Source organism: Pseudoalteromonas maricaloris (assembly GCF_024746855.1).
Classification (GTDB): Bacteria; Pseudomonadota; Gammaproteobacteria; order Enterobacterales; family Alteromonadaceae; genus Pseudoalteromonas; species Pseudoalteromonas maricaloris.
Genome location: NZ_CP024626.1, coordinates 235418 through 254600 on the forward strand (window position 1 = coordinate 235418; position 19183 = coordinate 254600).

11 protein-coding genes are annotated in these 19183 nt (G+C 42.2%); 4 read left to right on the top strand and 7 right to left on the bottom strand.

Annotation, left to right across the window (positions count from 1 at the left end):
• The first annotated feature begins 100 nt into the window (after window positions 1-100).
• Window positions 101-1111, top strand: a complete 1011-nt coding sequence (gene ltaE, locus CTT31_RS18905) for a low-specificity L-threonine aldolase (RefSeq protein ID WP_260492779.1) — start codon at window positions 101-103, stop codon at window positions 1109-1111.
• An 87-nt stretch (window positions 1112-1198) separates the two neighbouring features.
• A complete protein-coding gene (locus tag CTT31_RS18910) occupies window positions 1199-1702 on the top strand; it encodes a hypothetical protein (protein WP_260492780.1) in 504 nt (167 codons plus the stop codon).
• A 61-nt stretch (window positions 1703-1763) separates the two neighbouring features.
• On the opposite strand, the gene CTT31_RS18915 is transcribed toward CTT31_RS18910, so the two are convergent.
• The 3 genes from CTT31_RS18915 to CTT31_RS18925 form a co-directional block, all read right to left on the bottom strand.
• Complete coding sequence (locus CTT31_RS18915) at window positions 1764-3926, bottom strand: TonB-dependent siderophore receptor (protein ID WP_260492781.1); 2163 nt, start codon at window positions 3924-3926, stop codon at window positions 1764-1766.
• Between the two features lie 105 nt (window positions 3927-4031).
• Complete coding sequence (locus CTT31_RS18920; protein ID WP_084204152.1) at window positions 4032-4193, bottom strand: DUF2256 domain-containing protein; 162 nt, start codon at window positions 4191-4193, stop codon at window positions 4032-4034.
• Window positions 4194-4755: 562 nt separating this feature from the next.
• Window positions 4756-7023, bottom strand: a complete 2268-nt coding sequence (locus CTT31_RS18925; protein ID WP_260492782.1) for an aminotransferase class V-fold PLP-dependent enzyme — start codon at window positions 7021-7023, stop codon at window positions 4756-4758.
• Window positions 7024-7278: 255 nt separating this feature from the next.
• Here CTT31_RS18925 and CTT31_RS18930 point away from each other — a divergent pair, with 255 nt between their 5' ends.
• Complete coding sequence (locus CTT31_RS18930) at window positions 7279-8181, top strand: sulfite exporter TauE/SafE family protein (protein ID WP_130165337.1); 903 nt, start codon at window positions 7279-7281, stop codon at window positions 8179-8181.
• 269 nt (window positions 8182-8450) lie between these two features.
• On the top strand, window positions 8451-10862 hold the full coding sequence (locus CTT31_RS18935) for a TonB-dependent receptor (RefSeq protein ID WP_260492783.1): 2412 nt from the start codon (window positions 8451-8453) through the stop codon (window positions 10860-10862).
• Between the two features lie 104 nt (window positions 10863-10966).
• Here CTT31_RS18935 and CTT31_RS18940 read toward each other — a convergent pair whose 3' ends face one another.
• The 4 genes from CTT31_RS18940 to CTT31_RS18955 all read right to left on the bottom strand — a co-directional run bounded on the left by CTT31_RS18940 (window position 10967) and on the right by CTT31_RS18955 (window position 19142).
• Complete coding sequence (locus tag CTT31_RS18940) at window positions 10967-11842, bottom strand: AraC family transcriptional regulator (protein WP_260492784.1); 876 nt, start codon at window positions 11840-11842, stop codon at window positions 10967-10969.
• A 121-nt stretch (window positions 11843-11963) separates the two neighbouring features.
• Window positions 11964-13166, bottom strand: coding sequence for a response regulator (locus CTT31_RS18945; RefSeq protein ID WP_211857353.1), 1203 nt, complete (start codon window positions 13164-13166; stop codon window positions 11964-11966).
• 46 nt (window positions 13167-13212) lie between these two features.
• The gene (locus CTT31_RS18950) at window positions 13213-14418 is read right to left on the bottom strand and encodes an EAL domain-containing response regulator (protein WP_130165311.1); all 1206 of its coding nucleotides are present in this window, start codon (window positions 14416-14418) and stop codon (window positions 13213-13215) included.
• 29 nt (window positions 14419-14447) lie between these two features.
• Entirely contained in the window at window positions 14448-19142 is a 4695-nt protein-coding gene (locus tag CTT31_RS18955; RefSeq protein ID WP_211857351.1) for an ATP-binding protein, read from the bottom strand.
• Between the last annotated feature and the right edge of the window lie 41 nt (window positions 19143-19183).

Genomic DNA, 19183 nt, shown 5'->3' on the forward strand with positions numbered 1-19183 from the left:
CTTGAAGGGAGTGAACAACTCCCTTTTTCATCTTGTTTTATACTTCAATGCGCGTTTTTCAGTTATGCTGTGCGCTCCTCTTTTGACAAGGATAAGATTGATGGATTTTAGATCTGATACGGTTACGCAACCGACCCCCGCCATGAAACAAAGCATGTTTGACGCGCCGCTTGGTGACGATGTTTATGGTGATGATCCGACAGTGAATGCACTTGAACAGTTTGCCGCTGAGCGTCATGGTTTTGAAGCTGCGCTGTTTACCAGCTCAGGCACGCAAGCAAACCTGCTTGCACTGATGAGCCATTGTGAAAGAGGGGATGAATATCTTTGTGGCCAACAGGCGCATAATTATAAATTTGAGGCGGGTGGAGCGGCTGTGCTTGGCTCTATTCAGCCGCAACCATTGGAAAACGAGGCCGATGGCAGTATTTGCTTAGAAAGAATTAAGCAAGCGATTAAACCTGACGATTTTCATTTTGCGAGAACTAAGCTGCTTAGTTTAGAAAACACTATTGGTGGCAAGGTATTAAGTCTAGAATATATCGCACAAGCCAGAGCACTGTGTGACGAGCGTGGCTTAAAGCTCCATCTTGACGGTGCAAGAGTCTATAACGCTGCAGTCGCCTTAAAGGTTGATATCACAGAAATCGTAAAGCACTTTGATTCATTTACTATTTGCTTATCTAAAGGACTTGGCGCGCCGATTGGCTCTTTATTGCTTGGTGATAAAGCATTGATAGAAAAGGCGAGAAGGCTTAGAAAAATGCTTGGTGGCGGTATGCGTCAGGCGGGCATGCTCGCGGCGGCTGGTCTTTATGCTTTGCAACATAATGTAGAGCGTCTAGAGGAAGATCATCAAAACGCGCAATATTTAGCTGATAAACTTGAGCAACTGCCTGGGTTTAAGCCATGCAAGCACTTAGTACAGACAAATATTATCTTCGCTGAAGTGGAAGCCGGCATCGATCTTTTTACGATAGCAAAGCAGTTAAAGGCAAAGGGCATTAATATCACTCCAGGATATCAAGGCATGCGATTTGTGACGCATATGGGAGTGAATCGCGCCGATGTGGATGAGCTAATAGCAGAACTCACTAATTTGTTGATGTGATAGGTATTACACTTATTTACATTTGGTGTGTTCTATTTGGGAACGATTGCTGCTAGTTTTGTGCGAAAGTTATATAAGGAAAATTTAATGTTCTCTTCGTTGATAAAGACCACTTTTGGTATTTCTGCTTTGCTAATCAGCACCGCAAGTGTTGCCAATTCGGTCGATTTTTCTGCTGGTACTGGCTATCCATTTTTTGGTCAAATTGAACTGTCACTTCCACAAGCCGATAGTAATAGTCGATGGTATGGGAATTATCTCCTCGGTTTAGATGATGGGTTTTCTGTCGGTTATGAAAAAGCGGTATCTGAAAACAACAAACATGCTTTAGGTGTGGTGCTTGGCGCATTAGGGGCGAGAGATGCAGGTCCAGTATGTAAAGAAGAGGGCACTGTATGTGATATTTTCGAGCCGCTTATCGATCTCTTTGATAGTGAAACGACAAATGGTATCGGTGTAAGTTATAGCTACTATTTTACCAGTATCAATCAACCAGGTTGGCGGGTTAAATTGGTTGCAGGTTATGGTGAAAGTGATAGACATAACGTTGAGCGTGCTGATGGCAGTTTAATTTTTAGCTATCAGTTTTAAGTCATCGCCCTATTACCATTGGTCTCGGTTCTAGGGCGATTTAGTTCTTATAATTTAATCGTTAAAACTTGTATTTTACGTTGGCGCTGATGGTTCTACGCTGTCCGTAAAAACAGTCTCCACGGAACAAGCAGCTGGTAATCACCGTTTTATCGCTGACATTATCGACTTGTAAACTGAATTGATATTGTTCAATGTCATAGCCAATCATCATATCAACAAGCGTAAAGTTGTCGGTCACTAATTGCTGGTGCAGTGTTTGTCCGTTTAGTTCAACTGTACGACTGCCATCATAAGTTTCTCCCACATGTCTGATACCGGCACCAAACTTAAGCCCAGGAAGCCATTCATCTGCGCGGTACGTTGCCCAAATTGAAGCTAAGTGCTTTGGTGTTGCTGAGAGCTGAGTATCATCTGTGATTAACGTGACCAAGTCCTGTGCTACATAGAGTTCTGTGGATGATAGCGGAGAAACGTCTTGCTCTGTTTCCAAGTAAGAGTAAGCGGCATAGATATCAAGGTGCTGCCATTCAAGCTGGGCTTCAAGCTCTAATCCTTTTACTGCAATTTCACCGTCTTGTACTTCAAACTCAGGGGAAACTTTTCGTATTTGATTTTTGTCTTTAATTTCAAATATAGAAGCAGTGATAAGGTGTTCAGTACCCGTTGGCTGATATTTCAAGCCAAGTTCAACTTGCTCGCCCTCAAGCGGTTTATATGCGCCACCTTGTGGTTTTTGTCCAAATACAGCCTTAAATGATTCAGAATAGCTAGCATAGGGTGCTATGCCATTCTCAAATTGGTAAAGCACACCGATCCTACCTGTTGTGGCATTCTGACTATTTTTGATTGCACCTACCGTTTGCACCTGATTTGAAACGTCATCATAGCGAAGTGCCGCATTGAGTACCCAGCTGTTTACTTCCGCAGTAACTTGCGCATAAGCACCAAGCTGCTTGTTGTTGAGCGTATTCTCGGGGTTATCGACAACCGCTGTTGGTAACTCAGTGCTTTGTCCATACACTGGGTTATATAAGTCTAGTGGTGCAGCAACGCCGCGGCCGCGATCAGAATCCGTATCCGCATTTTGGTAGTCAACACCCGAAACCATAGTTAATCTCACCGTATCTAGTTCCAAATATTTATGGAATTGAAGATCCATCGTCACACTACGTGCACTTGAATCGGTGAGGCTGGCGATACGCTTAACAGTGCGTTTGTCGGCTTCAAATTTTGGTGGCCAAGAATAAATGGTACGGTACTCGGATGAACTATCGCTGTAGCGACCGGAGAACTTTATATGTGTGTCTAAATCAAAGCTGTGCTCAACGATAGCGGTGATCGCTTGTTGCTCAGTATCATATTTATCCCAACCTGGCTCGCTGACGAAACGTTCACTGGGAATTTGGCCATATTGTGCAGGTAGAATAGTGCCTTCATGCGGGAAGAATTGCGTTGAAGAGCCTGATTCATTTCTCTGAAGATTGGCAAGCAAGGTAATTTTAGTTTCATCTGAAGCAAGCCAGCTAAAGCTTGGTGCAAGCATCAGGGTGTTGTCATCAACATAATCGGTCTGCGTGCCGCTGTCTCGATACATGGCAACAGCACGTGCCTGATACTCTTGCTGCTCACCAAATGTGGTGTTGTAATCAAGTGCTAGTTGCTTACGGTCGTAGTTGCCCACTTGTGCCCAGATCTCACCTTCAGTGTCTGCTTTTGGCAATTTTGATACTGCGTTGACGATACCACCTGTAGACCCCTGTCCGTAAAGTACTGATGAAGGGCCTTTTAAGATCTCTACGCTTTCAAGCGCATAAGGGTTCGTACGGGTATTGTTGTAATTGCCAAAAAGCTTTTGCAGGCCGTCAACGTAGAGTAAGGGGTCGACGCCACGAATTTTAGACCAATCGCCTCGAGTATCAACACCATATGGCCCATTATAAACACCTGCAACATACCCAATCGCATCTTGCAGTGTTTCTGCGCCTAAATCAGAAATACGTTGCGCTGTTAAGACTGAAACTGAAACAGGCGTTTTGACGATAGGAACTGCTGTTTTTGATGCTGTAGCGCTAACGTATGAAATCAGACCTCTTGGGCTAACTTCGATGATTTCAATGTCGTCTTTATCTTGTTTTGTTTGCTCTTGTGCAATTGCGGAGCAAGACAACGCCAATGCAACACTGGCTATAAGGCTTGGATATTTGTATTTAAATGAGCGCATGATTAATCCCTATGATCTAAGTTTGCGCAAATGATATTGTAGATGAGAGTGATTATCAATATTATTGTTCTGTAATTTGCAAATATTACAAAGCTTTATTCTAGACTACGTATTGTTGTGCCTTATATCTGGGCGGTGCTCAGCTGCGCAGCGCTTTGAGCAGTATTTAACGTTTTCCCAATCTCTTTGCCATTTTTTCCGCCAATAAAACGGGCGTTTGCAAATAGGGCATACTTTATAAGGTAGGTTTACTTTCTTATGAGCCATTTGAGGTTTATACCAATTAGTCTTAATACTTGCTCAATTTGAAGGAGCAAATCTGACGCTAACTGCGTTAAAAATTTCTCATTTAGAACAACTAAATAACCTGAGCTGCGGATAATTAATGCCTTTCTAGCAGCCAGTTTTAGCGCTAACTGCGTTGAATTCACTTCCAATAGCCAGCTATTGGTGCGTAAATTCACCTTGCCTACAGGATGTAGGTACCTTAGCGAGAGCAGGACGCGGAAGCGGTGTTTTCCCTAAAACTCTCTGGCTAGACAAGGAAAAAACTAAGTTATTCTTTAGCAACAATGAGTTGGAACATTCCTTATCCAAACCTCAGGTTAAATAGCAAAATTTTCGTCTTGCCTACACGGATGTAGGTACCTTGGCGATAGCAGGACGCGGTAGCGGGGTTATCGACAAGATTTTCTCGCCTCAAAATGATCACTTAAATAAGCGAATTGGTATTCGTCATTTTTAGTATTCATACGGTAGTGATAAAAAGTGAGATCAAAAAAGCCCCATAGCAAGTGCTGTAGGGGCTTTAGAAAGGAAATAGGACAGGTTATGCTGATGGGATGAGTGCATATCCTCCTTTTAAATGTCCGATATTATGAAAGCCAAGTCTCGCCAGTGCTTGTGCGGCAACTTGTGAACGGCTGCCGCTTCGGCACACCAACACCAACTCTTTCGACTTGTCTTGACTATGTTTGCAAATAAAGTCAGTAAGGCGGGTGAGGGGCACATTTTGATCAAATGCTCTGTCGTGGTTTAGGGCATATTCATGCGGTTCACGTATATCAATTAACAGCACACCTTCGTTGTTAGCGATGTGAGCATTGAGCTCTTTTGTGGTGTACTCGTGCAGTTCAAATTGGTTTTTATTGCAAACCGTTGCGCCACACATGATCTCGCTGCCAGCCTCATCAACAATGTTTTTGTCTATTTGTGCCTTTTTCTCGACAAATACATCAACTGCAACGTCATGTTGAAGCACACTGTTTAATAGCAAATTACGATTACACTCTGCCGCTAGGGTAGTTGCAAACTCATTGTTGTAGTCGTGGCTTGGACATAACAAAGTATCGGTTTCGATAAGTTGAGCAAGTAGCTGAATACTGTGTAGCATCGCTTGTGATGAGCTGGTGGAGAAGTTGGTCCTACCAAGTGCTCCCATCAGGATTAGGTCACCACAAAAAACGTATCTAATGGTGTACTCACCTTGCTGTTGCTCCAATAGCATAAAGGTGAGGCTATCTTCCGTATGTCCAGGGGTGGCTAGTTTGGCAAGGCGGTAGTGACCAATAACTAGCGCTTCAAGTGACTGGCCTTTAAATTCAATGTGTGTAGCTTGAGTAGGCCAGCCTAAATGGTCACATGCTTGCTTTGGTAAATTCAGTGCGGTTCGACTCGATTCGTGATCGGCGTGCCCATGAGTATCAAGTGCGGCGAGCAGTGTCAGCTGCTGGCATTCCAGTATCGTATTAAGACGTTCTACCAGCTCAGGAAGTGGATCGATAATAATCGCCGTTTTTGACTGCTTATCTGCAAACAGCCAACAGCATGCACCACCCACTTTAAATTGTACTAGGCCGTCAAGTGCTTCTTTATTGTTAACGCCATTCGCCGCTTGCATGAGACAGCTGTGACCGAGTGCCTGAGCACAATGGAGAATGCGCTCACACGCCGCGTCTATTTCAGTTTGGGTTGTGGCAGGGCCAAAAGACAGTCGAATAGCCGATTCGCTTTGCCATGCAGGGAGTCCCATGGCATCTAGCACAAAACTGCGCGTTACCTTTGAACTGCACGCTGAACCCGAGCTGACACGGATGTTTGCTGCGTCGAACAAATCCATGATTTCTTTTGAGCTAAATCCCGGAATTGCAAAGTTTAGTGTAGTTGGAACGCTATTACTGAATTGATTATTAAATACAATTGTCGGGAACGCATCTTTAAGTGTTTGCGCCAGCTGATTTCGAAAATCGTGTAGTTTATCTACGCTTGCAAATTGGCTGTCATTTTCTTTTAGCAGTTCGTCAAAAATCACATTCAGTGCGGCAAGGCCAGGCAAATTTTCTGTTCCTGAGCGCAAACCGCTCTCTTGACCGCCTCCTGCAATAAATGGCGTAAACGGCGCGGTTTCTCGAATATAAACAAAACCGATGCCTTTTGGTGCATATAGCTTATGGCCGCTAAAAGGTGCGTAGTCAATTGTTGTTCTTGCTAGGTTTAAGCTGCGTTTTCCCAGGGCTTGCACACAGTCAACCATCCAAAAAATATCTGAATTATGCTTTCTTATTACTTCTTCTAATTTGTTCAGGTCTTGATATACACCGGTTTCATTGTTGACAGCCATAGTGCAAATCATTAGCGCATTAGGCACTTCACTGGCGATAAACGCTAAATCCAGATTACCTGCACCATCAACCGGGATGGCTTTGACATCGGCATTAATTTCTAAAATTTGATTCCAATGTTTGAGTGATTCAGGCACTGCTTTGTGTTCAGTAGCCCCGTAAAGTAGCGTATATTTTTTGTTTGGCTGTATCTTCTTTTTTGCTTCACAAAGGGCTGATAGTATGCCGGTCTGGATGCCCTCGGTTGCGCCGCTGGTGAAGATCACTCGACCATGACCAGAACCTAAAACAGCACGTGCTTTTTGGCGAGTGTGCTCCATCAGTTGCTTCGCTTGAAGGCCTGTAATATGGCTGCTGCTGGGGTTGCCAAACATGGTTTTCATGGTAACCAATGCTGCGTCTGCTGCTTGCTCTAATACAGGGGTTGTTGCATTAGCATCTAGATATATTTGAGGTAACACCGTTTCTACTGTCATGACTGAGCCTTTAGGTATAAGCAAATTACAGATATAACAAAAAGTAATAAGTAATTATTTATAGTTATAATAAGGGAGATAGGCGTACGTTTCAACTATTGAGGATGTGTTTCTTGCAGACTAGATAGAGTGACGTTTAATGTAAAATTAATTTGAAAAAAATGTGCTCATCATGTTTAATTGCGTTCGCTCAAAGGCAATGCGAGCAAGGTAACTGTAATGGTAAGGAAAGGCTCTTAGAGTAATGGATGAATGATGTTGCAACGAATAACAAAACCGACAATGTGGCCGTTATTTTTTACACTGGGTGTGTACGCTACGTTGATCTGGGTACAAGGCTTTTATCAGGCACTTGGCCAAATTATCAGTGAATCCCATATTGCGCTTACCATGGCGTTGGGATCGTTTGTGGCTGGTGGAACGGCATTAGGTGGTGGCGCCGTTGCGTTCCCTGTGATGACTAAATTATTAGACATAGACCCCGCTACTGCCAAGGTATTTTCTCTCGCGATACAAAGCTTTGGTATGACGGCCGCGACCATTACTATTTTCTGTCGCCGTATTCCGGTATATAAAAACGTTATTTTAATGGCGTTGCCAATGGCTGCGCTTGGTGTAACGCTCAGCCTATTGTATATCGCGCCTCTGGCACCAAGGCTGCTCGTTAAGTCTATTTTTAGTTTTTTGTTGCTCTGCTTTGCACTAACACTGATTTTGAGATGGTGGCGTAAGGCACATCACCAACCAAGCAGTGAGTTTATCCAGCCTAAAATGCTACGCTTTATGGCCGTAGCGTTAATCGGAGGTATCGCGAGTGGATTAGTAGGGTCGGGTGCAGATATTGCACTCTTTGCCTTGTTGGTGATTGCTTATAATGCAGATGTGAAAAAGGCGACTGCAACCTCTGTCGTGGTGATGACGTTTACCTCATTGATCGGAAGTAGCATCAATGCGTGGCACCTCAATACGATCACCAGTGAAATAAACGGCTATTTGCTAGCGGCAATACCGATTGTAGTCGTTGGTGCTCCGTTAGGGGCTTATGTTTGTTCAAAAGTAAAAGTAGGGCACCTGGTCAGTTTTCTTTTAGTCTTGATTGGGCTTGAAGTGAGCTTTACCTGTTATGAGTTATATCCGACGCTGCTAGGATTGTTTTAATCTAATGCGGTTTACAAAATGGGGTAAGCCGCGAAGCGAGGAAATAACGAAGTTAGATTACTCTCGCTAAATAAAAATATCCATCCGTTACACTTTATTATCATCTTTGCGTGTATTGCAAAAAACATTACAAATTTAAAATGTAAATGATAGTTGTTATCATTACTATTGTTTTGCTAAACTTCGCCCCCTCTCTGATAAATTATTTTCTGAAATAGGTATTCGTGGCTATTTCAGAAAGATCCAATTGCGTAGTTTGGAGTTAAAAAATGCAATACTCTCGCTCTTCTGTTCTTTCCGCCTCATGCGTTGCAGTTAAGTTGGCTTTACTTGGTGCAAGCACAACGGCTTTCGCTTCTGAAGACATAGAAAAAATCAGTGTCTATGGCAAACATAATAAAATTATTTTGCAATCTGGAACTGCAACTAAGTCTAATATGGATCTTATGCAGACCCCCGCAGCGGTTGTTGTTGTTGACAAAGAGCTACTAGATTCGCAAAGCGCAGCGACTTTACAAGAAGCACTACGCAACGTAAGTGGTTTATCTCAGGCAGGTAATAACTACGGTATTGGTGATTCGCTAATGGTTCGTGGTCTAGGCGTAAACTATACCTATGATGGTATGTATGGTGGTGCTGACTTAGGGAACAGCTTTAACCCAACACGCTCCTTAACCAACATCGAAAGTATTGAAGTGTTAAAAGGTCCTGCTACTGGCCTTTATGGTATTGGTGCAGCAGGTGGTGTAGTCAACTTAGTCGAGAAAAAGCCTCAATTTGAACAGGCGCTCTCAATTAACGGTAAAGTGGGTGCATGGAATACTTATGGCTTGGGCGTTGATTTTACAGATGCAATTACTGACCAGCTTACCTACCGTGTTGTTGCAAACCATGAGCGTAGCGACGGCTATCGAGATCTAGAATCTAATAGAGACGAGATCTATGCAAGCTTACGTTTCGACCCAAGCAGCGAGCACTCATTTTTACTTTCAACGGCTTATATTGATGATTCGCAACAAGTAGATTCAATTGGCGATCCTGTACGCATTATTAACTGGGATAGCATTACTGGGCAACCAGGACTGGTTACAGCTGATCGCTTGCCAAATGACCCACAATATGATGCTGAGAAAGGTAAGTGGTTAGGTGTACAACTGAATGATGAACAGCGCGCGCAACTTGCTGAGTCAATCCGTATTGGCGATGGCTTAAAGCCTTTCAATCTTGGCGATGGGAATCTTATTTCTCCTTTATCTCGTCCAAATGAAGGTGAAGAGTTACGGATAAAGCTTCGTCATGATTGGTACTTAAATCGCAGCTCAAAGCTAACCCAGCAGATCTTATGGCGTAGTTACGATTCGGATTTTGTTCGCCAAACAGGTGCTTATAATTATGTTTATTGGGAGCGCAATGGTGTGATCAATGCAAACCCAAGAGCCCCGCTTGTGATTGATGATGTACTATATCCTTATGCAGCTCGCCGTCAAGAGTATCGCCGTCAAGTTGCCAGCGAAAAAACTTGGCAGTACTTTGCTGATTTACAGTTAACTTGGGATATGGGTTCTTTGAGCGGTGAGCACTTAGTTAGCGTTAACTATGAAAATCGTGATATGCGCTTAAAAAGTTGGTCTGCATATGATGCCGATGGCAAAGGCTCAATTCCATATATCTTAGATATTCGCGAGCCAAACTGGCCGACAGGCGAATTCGAGGATTATAACCCATCGCTACGTAGTAACTACGATAAAACACTTACGGCGTATGGCATTAGTGCACAAGAAGTGGTGTATATCACTGATGCACTAACTGCTCGTGCTGGCCTTGCATATACTAGCGTTGAACAAAAATATCAGCATTTAGGGACTGACCGCTCACCTGAAGAGAGTGAAGAGCTGGACACTGATGATGCTGGTATGACGTATAATATTGGCTTGAATTATCAAGTGACTTCTCAGCTTTCTGCTTTTGTAAATATGGCAAAGGGTCGTACTGCATACAGTGTACTGGGTAGCCTAGAAAATGAAGCTGATGCGAACCGTAAAAACAGACCTGACTCGGAATCTGAAACGTTAGATATTGGTGTGCGTTTTACTGCGTTTGACGAAGATTTATTGGGGTCATTAGTGTGGTTTGAAACTAAACGCACAAACCTAATGTATAACAACCCAGAGTATAACGAGCAGCCTGGTGAAGACTACAATGTGAGTGTTCCACGCTATTTCTTCGATGATGAAGATGAGTCAAAAGGTGTAGAACTTGACTTAAATTTAGCATTGAACGACCAAATCAGTGTGAACATGAACGCAACCTATCAAGATGCTGTTGAGATCCGTTCGAATGAGCGCTCAGGCCAAATGAAAGGAGTGCCGAAAAAGTTTGCCAGTACGTGGGTTAAATATACTCAACCCGTAGATTGGTTTGAGGGGGCGCTAGAGTACAGTCTTGGCATTAACTACGAGAGTGAACGAACAATTAACTCTGTTTCTTTCGGTCTGCCTACGGCAACCATTGATGGCTATACCCGCTGGGATGCTGCAATTAAGTTCGATGCTGAGCAGTTCGATATTCAGCTCAACCTTGAAAACCTAACTGATGAGCGCTATTACAGCAAAGCATTGTTTTTAGGCGGTACGCCTGGCAACGAGCGTAATGCTAAGTTGAGCTTTAACTATAGGTTCTAATTGGTTCACAAAGAAGAAGGAGGGAAGTCCCTCCTTTTTCTTTCTAAGCAGTCGATGCTTAGTCACGTTTAGATCAGTTAACCCCTGAACAGGATAAAAAGTAGTTATTTAATGTAACAAGTGATACGAGTGAGAAGCTCGTGTGGTGGTGTATCTCTGACATCATTTAAGTACTCTTCGATAACAGGCACATCGGCAGGTTCAAACTCACTGTTAGGTAACCATTGTCCAAACAGATACTCGTAAGGCGTTTCAAGAGAAGCATAGTCACCTTGGTAAAGTAAGCTAGCTGTTTTGCCCGGTGGAATGGCGAATTCACAAAACCCCTCTGGGAGAGATGCTGTTGTCTTTGGCACTAAAATTGTTGCTATTGATTTCAGTTTGCTTTCCTCGACGGTTTTTGGGTCGTCAAAATACACACCAAAGAAACGCGTATCTTCACCTAATAAGCCTTGTTGCTGCGCCAGTACGTTTAACTTCTCAAATGCTTGACCGATTTGCATGTAATCGCCATGGTGCTCAAGCCCGATTAACATCATTTGCTCATTACTGCTTATTTCTACATTAAACATATTCGAATCCTCATCTACCTTAATGATATAAAACTCGGCCGCACAGCCTTTTGCCTTAGCCTGTTCATGTTGGCGAAATAGGCTAGGTGGTTGCTTATATCGTTGAGAAAATGCTCGGCTAAACGCTTCAATACTTGCGTAGCCAGTTTGCTCAGCCACCTTTGCAATGGAGTCTTGGGTGCGAATTAACATACCTGCTGCAACATGTAGTCGCATTCTTCTCACGGTTGCATTGATGGTTTCCCCTGCGATTGAGCGATAAACACGGTGAAAGTGATAAGTCGACATATGGCATTGATCAGCAAGCGTGATCACATCAAGTTCGCGATTAATATTGTTATAGATGTAATCAATAACAGTATTTAAGCGAGTAGTGTAATGGCTCAGGGTCGTTGCTTTTCTAGTCATCGTTCACTTCGTTGTTGGTTTATGCGGCCAATTACAACTCCGAAACTTACGTCAGAGCTGATATGGCTTATCATGGCAGAACTCGATTTGATAATGTTTGCTGATTTGTACTTTACGCAACTTATTGGTTTTCCGTAAGTGCTTTTTCCACGGCTTTTAAAATAGATGATTTGGTAGACGGTTTGGTGATGTACCCTGTGAGCCCCAAAGACGCCCACTTTCTGATTATATCTTTGTTTTTATTGCTAGTTAGCGCAATGATAGGAAGCTTTTTGCAATGTGGAATATTGCGAATGTTTTTGGTTGCATTGTAACCATCAAGCTCTGGCATAAATAAATCCATAAACACCATAGAAAACCTGTGCTTTCGCAACTTTTTAATTGCGCTCAACCCACTGGTGACACTTTCTACTTTGTATCCTTCATCACGTAGGATCTTGGCTATCATTTCTCGATAAATTTCGTTGTCTTCCACCACCATTATTTTTACTTCTTCTTGCTTGGTTTCAAGTGCTTGTGGTTCGCTGACATCGACTTCACCCGTATCACCTACTGGCAATACATTTTGCGCTAATTGCGCGCACTTAGAGTTGTCTTTTTCGCTCAGCAATGCAGTAAGCTCAGCGATAGAGAATTGTTTGTCTTTTAATCGCTTCGTTAATTCATGAACACTCTCGGCAAGCTGATGTTCTAATTCATCCAAAAGTGGTGATAAATGTTTTTGTTTTAGTTCATTTAGTAAGTCATCTTGAACTTTATTAATCCCTTTTTCATTGTCGAGATTACGTCTTACCGTTTGTAGCGTCTCATCCGCTTTTTGATGGTACAAGGCTGCATCATCAATCAATTGCTTTAGTTTGTCATCTATGCGACCAAAATGTTCCTCTCTGATTTTGGCAACTTCAGATGTGCCTTCTGTGCGAACTAAGGCATTATGTAGGATCATACGAAATCGGTAGTTCTCATACATAGGTTTGTAGACAAAGTAATCGGTAAAAATACCTTTCATACAACACCGAAAGGCCACGCCTGATTCTTTATTTTCACACAGTAAAATATTCTCATGAGCATAGTTAAGTAAGCCGTGCTTGGCGAGCAAGCTATAGATTTCGACACTTTTCGCGACCGTTTTTCGAGCAATAACGATGACATCTGGTGGAGACTCAGTTAGCACTTCAGCTACTTCTTTATGACTAGTGAGAGTACGGTATTCATTGACTTGAGAAGCGACAATATCGACAACGCCAGTCATTTCAGCTGGATCGTCGCAAATAATAATCACTTTTGGATGTCGTTGTGCGTGTTCAACGTCTTTTTTATGCATAGATTCCCTCTGGCTATGAGAGTACAACAAAGCCCATTAGTTTTAATTATTTACTAGAATGAGACTTTTGCAATGCGGATTCTGAGACAGTTTGCAAAAACTCCGATGGCGTACAAGGTGGGTAGTAATAGTAGCCTTGAACCGATTCTACTTCGTAGCTCTGTACAACGACAAGGTCCTCAACCTCTTCGACACCCTCAGCGACGACTTCTAGTCCAAGTTGGTGAGCCATCTCACAGGTGCTCGCGATAATGACGCGTTTGTTGGGTTGCGTTGAACAGCCATCAACGAAGCATCTATCGATTTTGAGTTCATCAAACGGCAGCTCGTTAAGTTGCTTAATAGAAGAATATCCAGTACCAAAGTCGTCAATAGACAGCTTAAAGCCTTTAAGTTTTAAACGCAGCAACACATCAAGCGCGCGCTTGATGTTATCTAACAAGTGACTTTCAGTTAACTCTAAAGTGATTTGAGAGGTGGGTGTGCAATACTCTTCGCAAATGGACTCGAGTTTTTCTGGGAGTTTTATATCTTCAAGCTCTTTAACGCTCAAATTAATACTGAATTGAAGCGATTTAAGAATATCTCGATTATAGCTAAGCAAGGACAAAGTCTGTTTTAATAAACTATATGAAAGCAAATGAATAAGATTATGCTCTTCCATTGTCGCGATAAACTGTGAAGGTGGCACAGTGCCATCGGTATTATGATGCCATCTCGCAAGTACTTCTGCGCCAATAATTGCACCGGATGGACTTGCGACTTTTGGTTGGAAATAAGCACAAAACTCTTCTCGCAATAACCCCTCATAGATCTCATCTTTACTATAGTTTTGTAGTGCGTGTTGGGACTTGGTGGATGTATTTTGAGACTGGAGCTGACTGTAAAGTTCTTTAAGTTTGGTTGCAGAGAGTGGCTTTTCTAAACTAGATATAATGGTGAGGCCATGAAGCTCAGCCAGCGCAGCGGTATTTTTGATAAATAGGCCTTTTTCGCCACTTAGTAATGCGATAGGTGCTTGGATGCTTAGTTCGGCAAATTTCCGCAATATCTCTACACCATCCATTTGCGGCATGTTGATATCAAGCAAAATAAGGGAAGCTTGATGGAGCTCTTGACTTTCTAATGCAGATAGGCCGCTATTAAACCCTTTAAAAGTGCATGGTGTCTGGTTAGAAATCAACAATTGCAATTGCGTAAGAATAAGCTCGCTATCATCAATCGCAATAATAAGGTGCTTTTCATTTATCATACATACTAGACCTGAATTTTTAGCACGTGTTAAGTTAGATCTTCCACATTAAGTATAGAAGCGATTTCAGCTTGTGCATTATCAAAAAGCATCAAACATTGATTCAATAAATTTTCAATTTTTATCTGCTTACCCTCACTTGCAGCATGCTCAAGTTCTGCCATTTTTTCAGAGAGTTGTGTTGCGCCGACTGCTTTTGCCGAGGTTTTCCCTTGATGTGCAATATTCTTGACACTTTCAGGATGTTCTAGGTCTACCCCTTGTAACAGTTTTTTTGTGTCGTCAACAAAGCTTCTTAAGAAAATACTCTGTAGCTCTTTATCTGTACCTACATATTCACTGAGTATCACCAAATCGATATGTCTGGTTGGCGCATCTAGTTCCTCCATCAGTGAGGGAGTATTCTCCGCTTCTTGGCTGTTTGTTGGAATGTTGCTTGAAAACCATTTTTTTAGCTTTTTGTTTAATTTTTGCAAGACAATGGGCTTTGCAATGTAATCGTCCATCCCGGCGTTAAAGCAAATATCTTTCTCACCGTCTAACGCATTAGCCGTTGCTGCAATGATAGGAATGTGCTCTAGATTGCGTTCACGTTCATGCTCGCGACGCTGTTTCGTGAATTCATAGCCATCCATCACTGGCATATGGCAATCCGAAATAATAAGTGAAAAGTGATACTGTTCGAGTAGTTGCAAGGCAACTTTACCATTGTCGGCGATAATGCATTGATAGCCTAGCAGTGCCAGCTGTCTTTTGAATAAATCCTGATTATAAACATTGTCCTCAACGACTAAGATTAGTTTGTTAAGTGCTTGGGCATCACTAATTGTAGGCAATGTCTTAAATTTAGTATCGCTGTCGTCATTTGTTGATTCACTGTCGATTAGCCCTTCTAAGGTAGCGATGTGTGAAACGACTTTATAAGCGTAATAAGGATATAGCGCGAGGTTTGAGACGTTGATATTATTTGCATGCGGAAGCTTATCCTGATTATTGTCTAGCAAAATATACTTGCACTCGCTTTCCGCGATGAAAACTTCTTTTCCTTCTGTAGTGAGTTGTTGGAAGGCCTCTGCAGTGATAACGAGATAATCAAATTGTTGACTATCAATTAGTTGCGCATTAAACAGTTCTCGAGGGAATATTTCACATTGGGCTTCATAGATGCGAAGTTGATTTTGCAGGTCTTTTTCAAATTTGTCCTCGTCGCCCACTACGGCAATTTTTAGTCTGTCTAAGGTTAAGCTAATAGCGCTGGTTTGTTTTGGCACTTCACAGTATGGCAGAGTAACAATAAAGTTGCTGCCAAAACCCTCTAGGCTTCTACAGTCAATTTCCCCCTCCATCATGGCAACAAGTTTGTGGGTAATGGAAAGGCCCAGTCCGGTACCGCCATATTGGCGTTGAATACTGCTATCTGCTTGAACAAATGGCTTAAAAAGGTTTTCTACTTGTTCTTCGGACATACCTTTACCATTGTCTTTCACGCTAATTTCCATATAACCATCATCGGGAGAGCGCCCAATAGTCACTTCTACAAAACCGGAGGCTGTGGCGGTAGTTTTGGTGAATTTTAACGCGTTACCGATTAGATTTAATAAAATTTGGCGCAGTCTAACCGGATCCCCTAATTGCCAATTCGGTAACTGTGGCGAAAGATAAAAGGCAAGCTTGAGCTTTTTAGAGTCCGCTTGATATGCAAGTAGCTCCGCGAGTTCTTTAATAATTTCTTGCCAGCTAAATGGTGTGGATTCAAGTTGCATTTTTCCAGCTTCGATTTTTGAAAAGTCTAATATGTCGTTAATTATTCGAAGTAGCACCAATGCTGAACTTTTTGCGACTTTGGTGAGGTGAGATTGCTCATGATCAAGGTTAGATTGGGCAAGAATATCCAGCATGCCTACCACGCCGTTCATCGGCGTTCTTATCTCGTGGCTCATTGTTGCTAGGAAACGAGACTTTGCTTCACTTGCTTGCTCTGCTTTTATGCGAGCTTGCTCAAGCTCTGCAGAAAAGTTGATACTTTTAGTGATATCATTCTGGTAGATGAGAGTGTATTTCCCTGAATCTGTGGTGATGTTTTTCACTAACACGTTGAACCAGTGAAGGATATCTTCACTGACATACTGGCACGTTGTTAGTGCTTGATATTGTTCTTTGTCTTTTGCCTCTTCTAACATGGACAGTAATTCGCTATTGTCTGTCATTGGAAGCTGGGTAATAAATGCTATAACGTCAGAGCCTTTGTTGAGAGAGCTTCCCATGAATTGGTATTCGTTGTGATCAGTTCTTTTGATGTGTTCGTTAAACTGATTCAGCATAGCTATATGCTGGTCTTCATCAATTAGCAGGATAAATGCTGGAAATGAATCAATGGCTTCTTGAAGCAGCTTTTCTGTCGACTTTTGGACTTTAAGTAAATGCTGCGCTGACATTCTTTCCACGTCAGCTTCATGCATTTTTTCTAGGGCCTCTTTTCTCGCAGCGACGAGTTCCTTTTGTATTCTCTTTTGGCGATTGCTTTCATTAACTTGATTCGTTACATCTTTTACAACCCCGACAACAAACTGCGAATTTTCACTTGAGTAGTATTTTAAATTGAGAATTACATTTAGATATCTAGTTGAAGACTCGTCTCTTATTGTCAATTGAAGTTCACTAGATTGATCGTGAGTTAAGGAACGTAAGTTTGATTGCAACTTCTTCCTATTGTCACTATCGAGCAATTTTATAATTGGTTTTAAATTATGGTACTCAAGTTCGGGAGTTAAGTTAAACAGCGTCCTAAAGCCTTCAGAAGTATGTGCTAGTTGTTGTCCAACAGCCACCTCAAAACTGCCGATGGCGGCAAGCTTTTCAGATGAATTCAATAAAGTTTGGCGCTTTTGGATAGCGTCTTTTGCAGCTTGCTTGTCTAATTTTGCTTTTTGTTGGGCGCGATAGCTAATTGCTAAACCAAATAAGCAAAATGCAACTAATGACAATACCTGCCAGATAAACTTAATTTCTATAGTGTAGAAGAGATCTTGATTAAATGCTTCACGTGAATAGGCATAGGTACCCACTTGAAGCTCCTGATCCCAGATTTTTGCACTTAGAAAGTCGGTTTGGTCAAGATTATTAGTAAGCAGTAATTGGCTTAATGGAGTATGTGTGCCGCTAATTTTAATCGCTTCGACTTCCTGCTTAGTGTAGTAACCTGATGCGTTTTCTAGGCGAGTATCAAGGCTGAGTTCTAGGCTGCCAAGTAACACATCTAGTTGAGCTTCGTACCAATACAGTGTTTGCGTCAGCCCCTTATCGGATAGCCCAAGACCCGTCATAATCAATATACGGTGACCATCATTACCCCTTATGATTTGTGTAACTACCCCTCCACGGTGCAAACTTTCTTGATATTGAGAATAAAACGACGCGATCTGGCTTTTGTCTATATACGGAGTGTTATTAAGCTTATTAACGTCTAGCGTTTGCAACTGAGATGGTTTAGTGAGATTGGCATTGGTACCAATACTGGCATATCTAAGGCTTTCTATATGTGGCTTATACCATAGCGTTTTAAGGTGGTTGATACGCTCTAATGAGTGGTTGTTTAGCTGCCTAAGAGTTTGCACTTCAGAGAGGTACAATAGCTGCTTTTGGCTTGCAAAATGTTCCACAAATAGCACGGCAAGTACTGACGAAAATATTACAATGAGCTGTGCAGTTTGTGTTCTAAGCGGTGCCGTTTTATATATTTTTAATTCGGTAAACGCTTTAATCAATAGGCAAATTAAAATGATATAAAGCAGTGCAATAGTTAAAGAGATAATGAGTGAGGTTTGAGCTCGCTCTTGTGACTTTTGTATAGATGCAGCAGCTGAGTCCTTCATATATTTAAGTAAATTCAAGCTACCACTAGCGAGCAGGTTCAAATAGGCAGTACTGTTATCCCACCACACATAGTGTGGTAAGTTGGCTTCAGCTCCACGGCTAAAGCGGTTTAGGGCTGAGGTGACATAGTCATACTCTCTAGACGCCGTAGCAGCATTGTATAGCTGTACGGTATTTTGATTATCTTTGAGGCTGTCCATCAGTGTGACATGAGTGGCGTAGTATTGTAGCGCGCTTCTCATTGCACTTAATCTAGTGGCCTCTTCATCTGCCGTTAGGTATCGGCTGATCTTAGCTCTGAGTCTGCCCCCTAACTCTATCGCTCTGATAAGTGTGTGAATATTCTGATACTGTGTTTTGTCCTCGTTGCTACCAAAGTTATGGATGAAGGACTGCTCAGTTTGTATGTTTCGGACTGTATCGATTAAGTGATTTATCAAAATTGTGTAGCGAAGAAATAGTTGCTCGTGATTGATATTTGCTTGTCTATTGAGCTTTCTCAGTGTTTGTATATCGTCTTTTATGGTCAATTGAAACTGATCGAAGTTATTAATGCTCGTGAGTTTTTCAGCTGTGAGTCTTATTATTTTTTCGTCCGTTTCCTGATAATATGCAAGTAGCCGCGCGTCGTGTTCTTCCTCGGACTTAAATCCCGTGGACATGCCGCGTTCACGTTGCAGACTAAAGATCACTTCAATCGCTTTATCTAGGGCGGAAAGGTTGTTGTAGTATAAAGTCAGACTCTGGTGAACCACACGATTTTTATTAAACTCGTTGATTTCGAGGTAAAAACCACTCAAGCAGACTAGGGAAAAAAGGGTTAGGGAGATTATTTTAAAATACTTGCTCACATTTGCCACCTGCGTTATCTCACAAAACAAACTATAGTAGA

Coding starts and splice junctions, on each gene's coding strand:
- CTT31_RS18915 (WP_260492781.1), bottom strand. CDS start 3,926: ATGCGCTCATTTAAATACAAATATCCAAGCCTTATAGCCAGTGTTGCA.
- CTT31_RS18930 (WP_130165337.1), top strand. CDS start 7,279: ATGTTGCAACGAATAACAAAACCGACAATGTGGCCGTTATTTTTTACA.
- CTT31_RS18910 (WP_260492780.1), top strand. CDS start 1,199: ATGTTCTCTTCGTTGATAAAGACCACTTTTGGTATTTCTGCTTTGCTA.
- ltaE (WP_260492779.1), top strand. CDS start 101: ATGGATTTTAGATCTGATACGGTTACGCAACCGACCCCCGCCATGAAA.
- CTT31_RS18945 (WP_211857353.1), bottom strand. CDS start 13,166: ATGCATAAAAAAGACGTTGAACACGCACAACGACATCCAAAAGTGATT.
- CTT31_RS18920 (WP_084204152.1), bottom strand. CDS start 4,193: ATGGCTCATAAGAAAGTAAACCTACCTTATAAAGTATGCCCTATTTGC.
- CTT31_RS18950 (WP_130165311.1), bottom strand. CDS start 14,418: ATGATAAATGAAAAGCACCTTATTATTGCGATTGATGATAGCGAGCTT.
- CTT31_RS18925 (WP_260492782.1), bottom strand. CDS start 7,023: ATGACAGTAGAAACGGTGTTACCTCAAATATATCTAGATGCTAATGCA.
- CTT31_RS18935 (WP_260492783.1), top strand. CDS start 8,451: ATGCAATACTCTCGCTCTTCTGTTCTTTCCGCCTCATGCGTTGCAGTT.
- CTT31_RS18940 (WP_260492784.1), bottom strand. CDS start 11,842: ATGACTAGAAAAGCAACGACCCTGAGCCATTACACTACTCGCTTAAAT.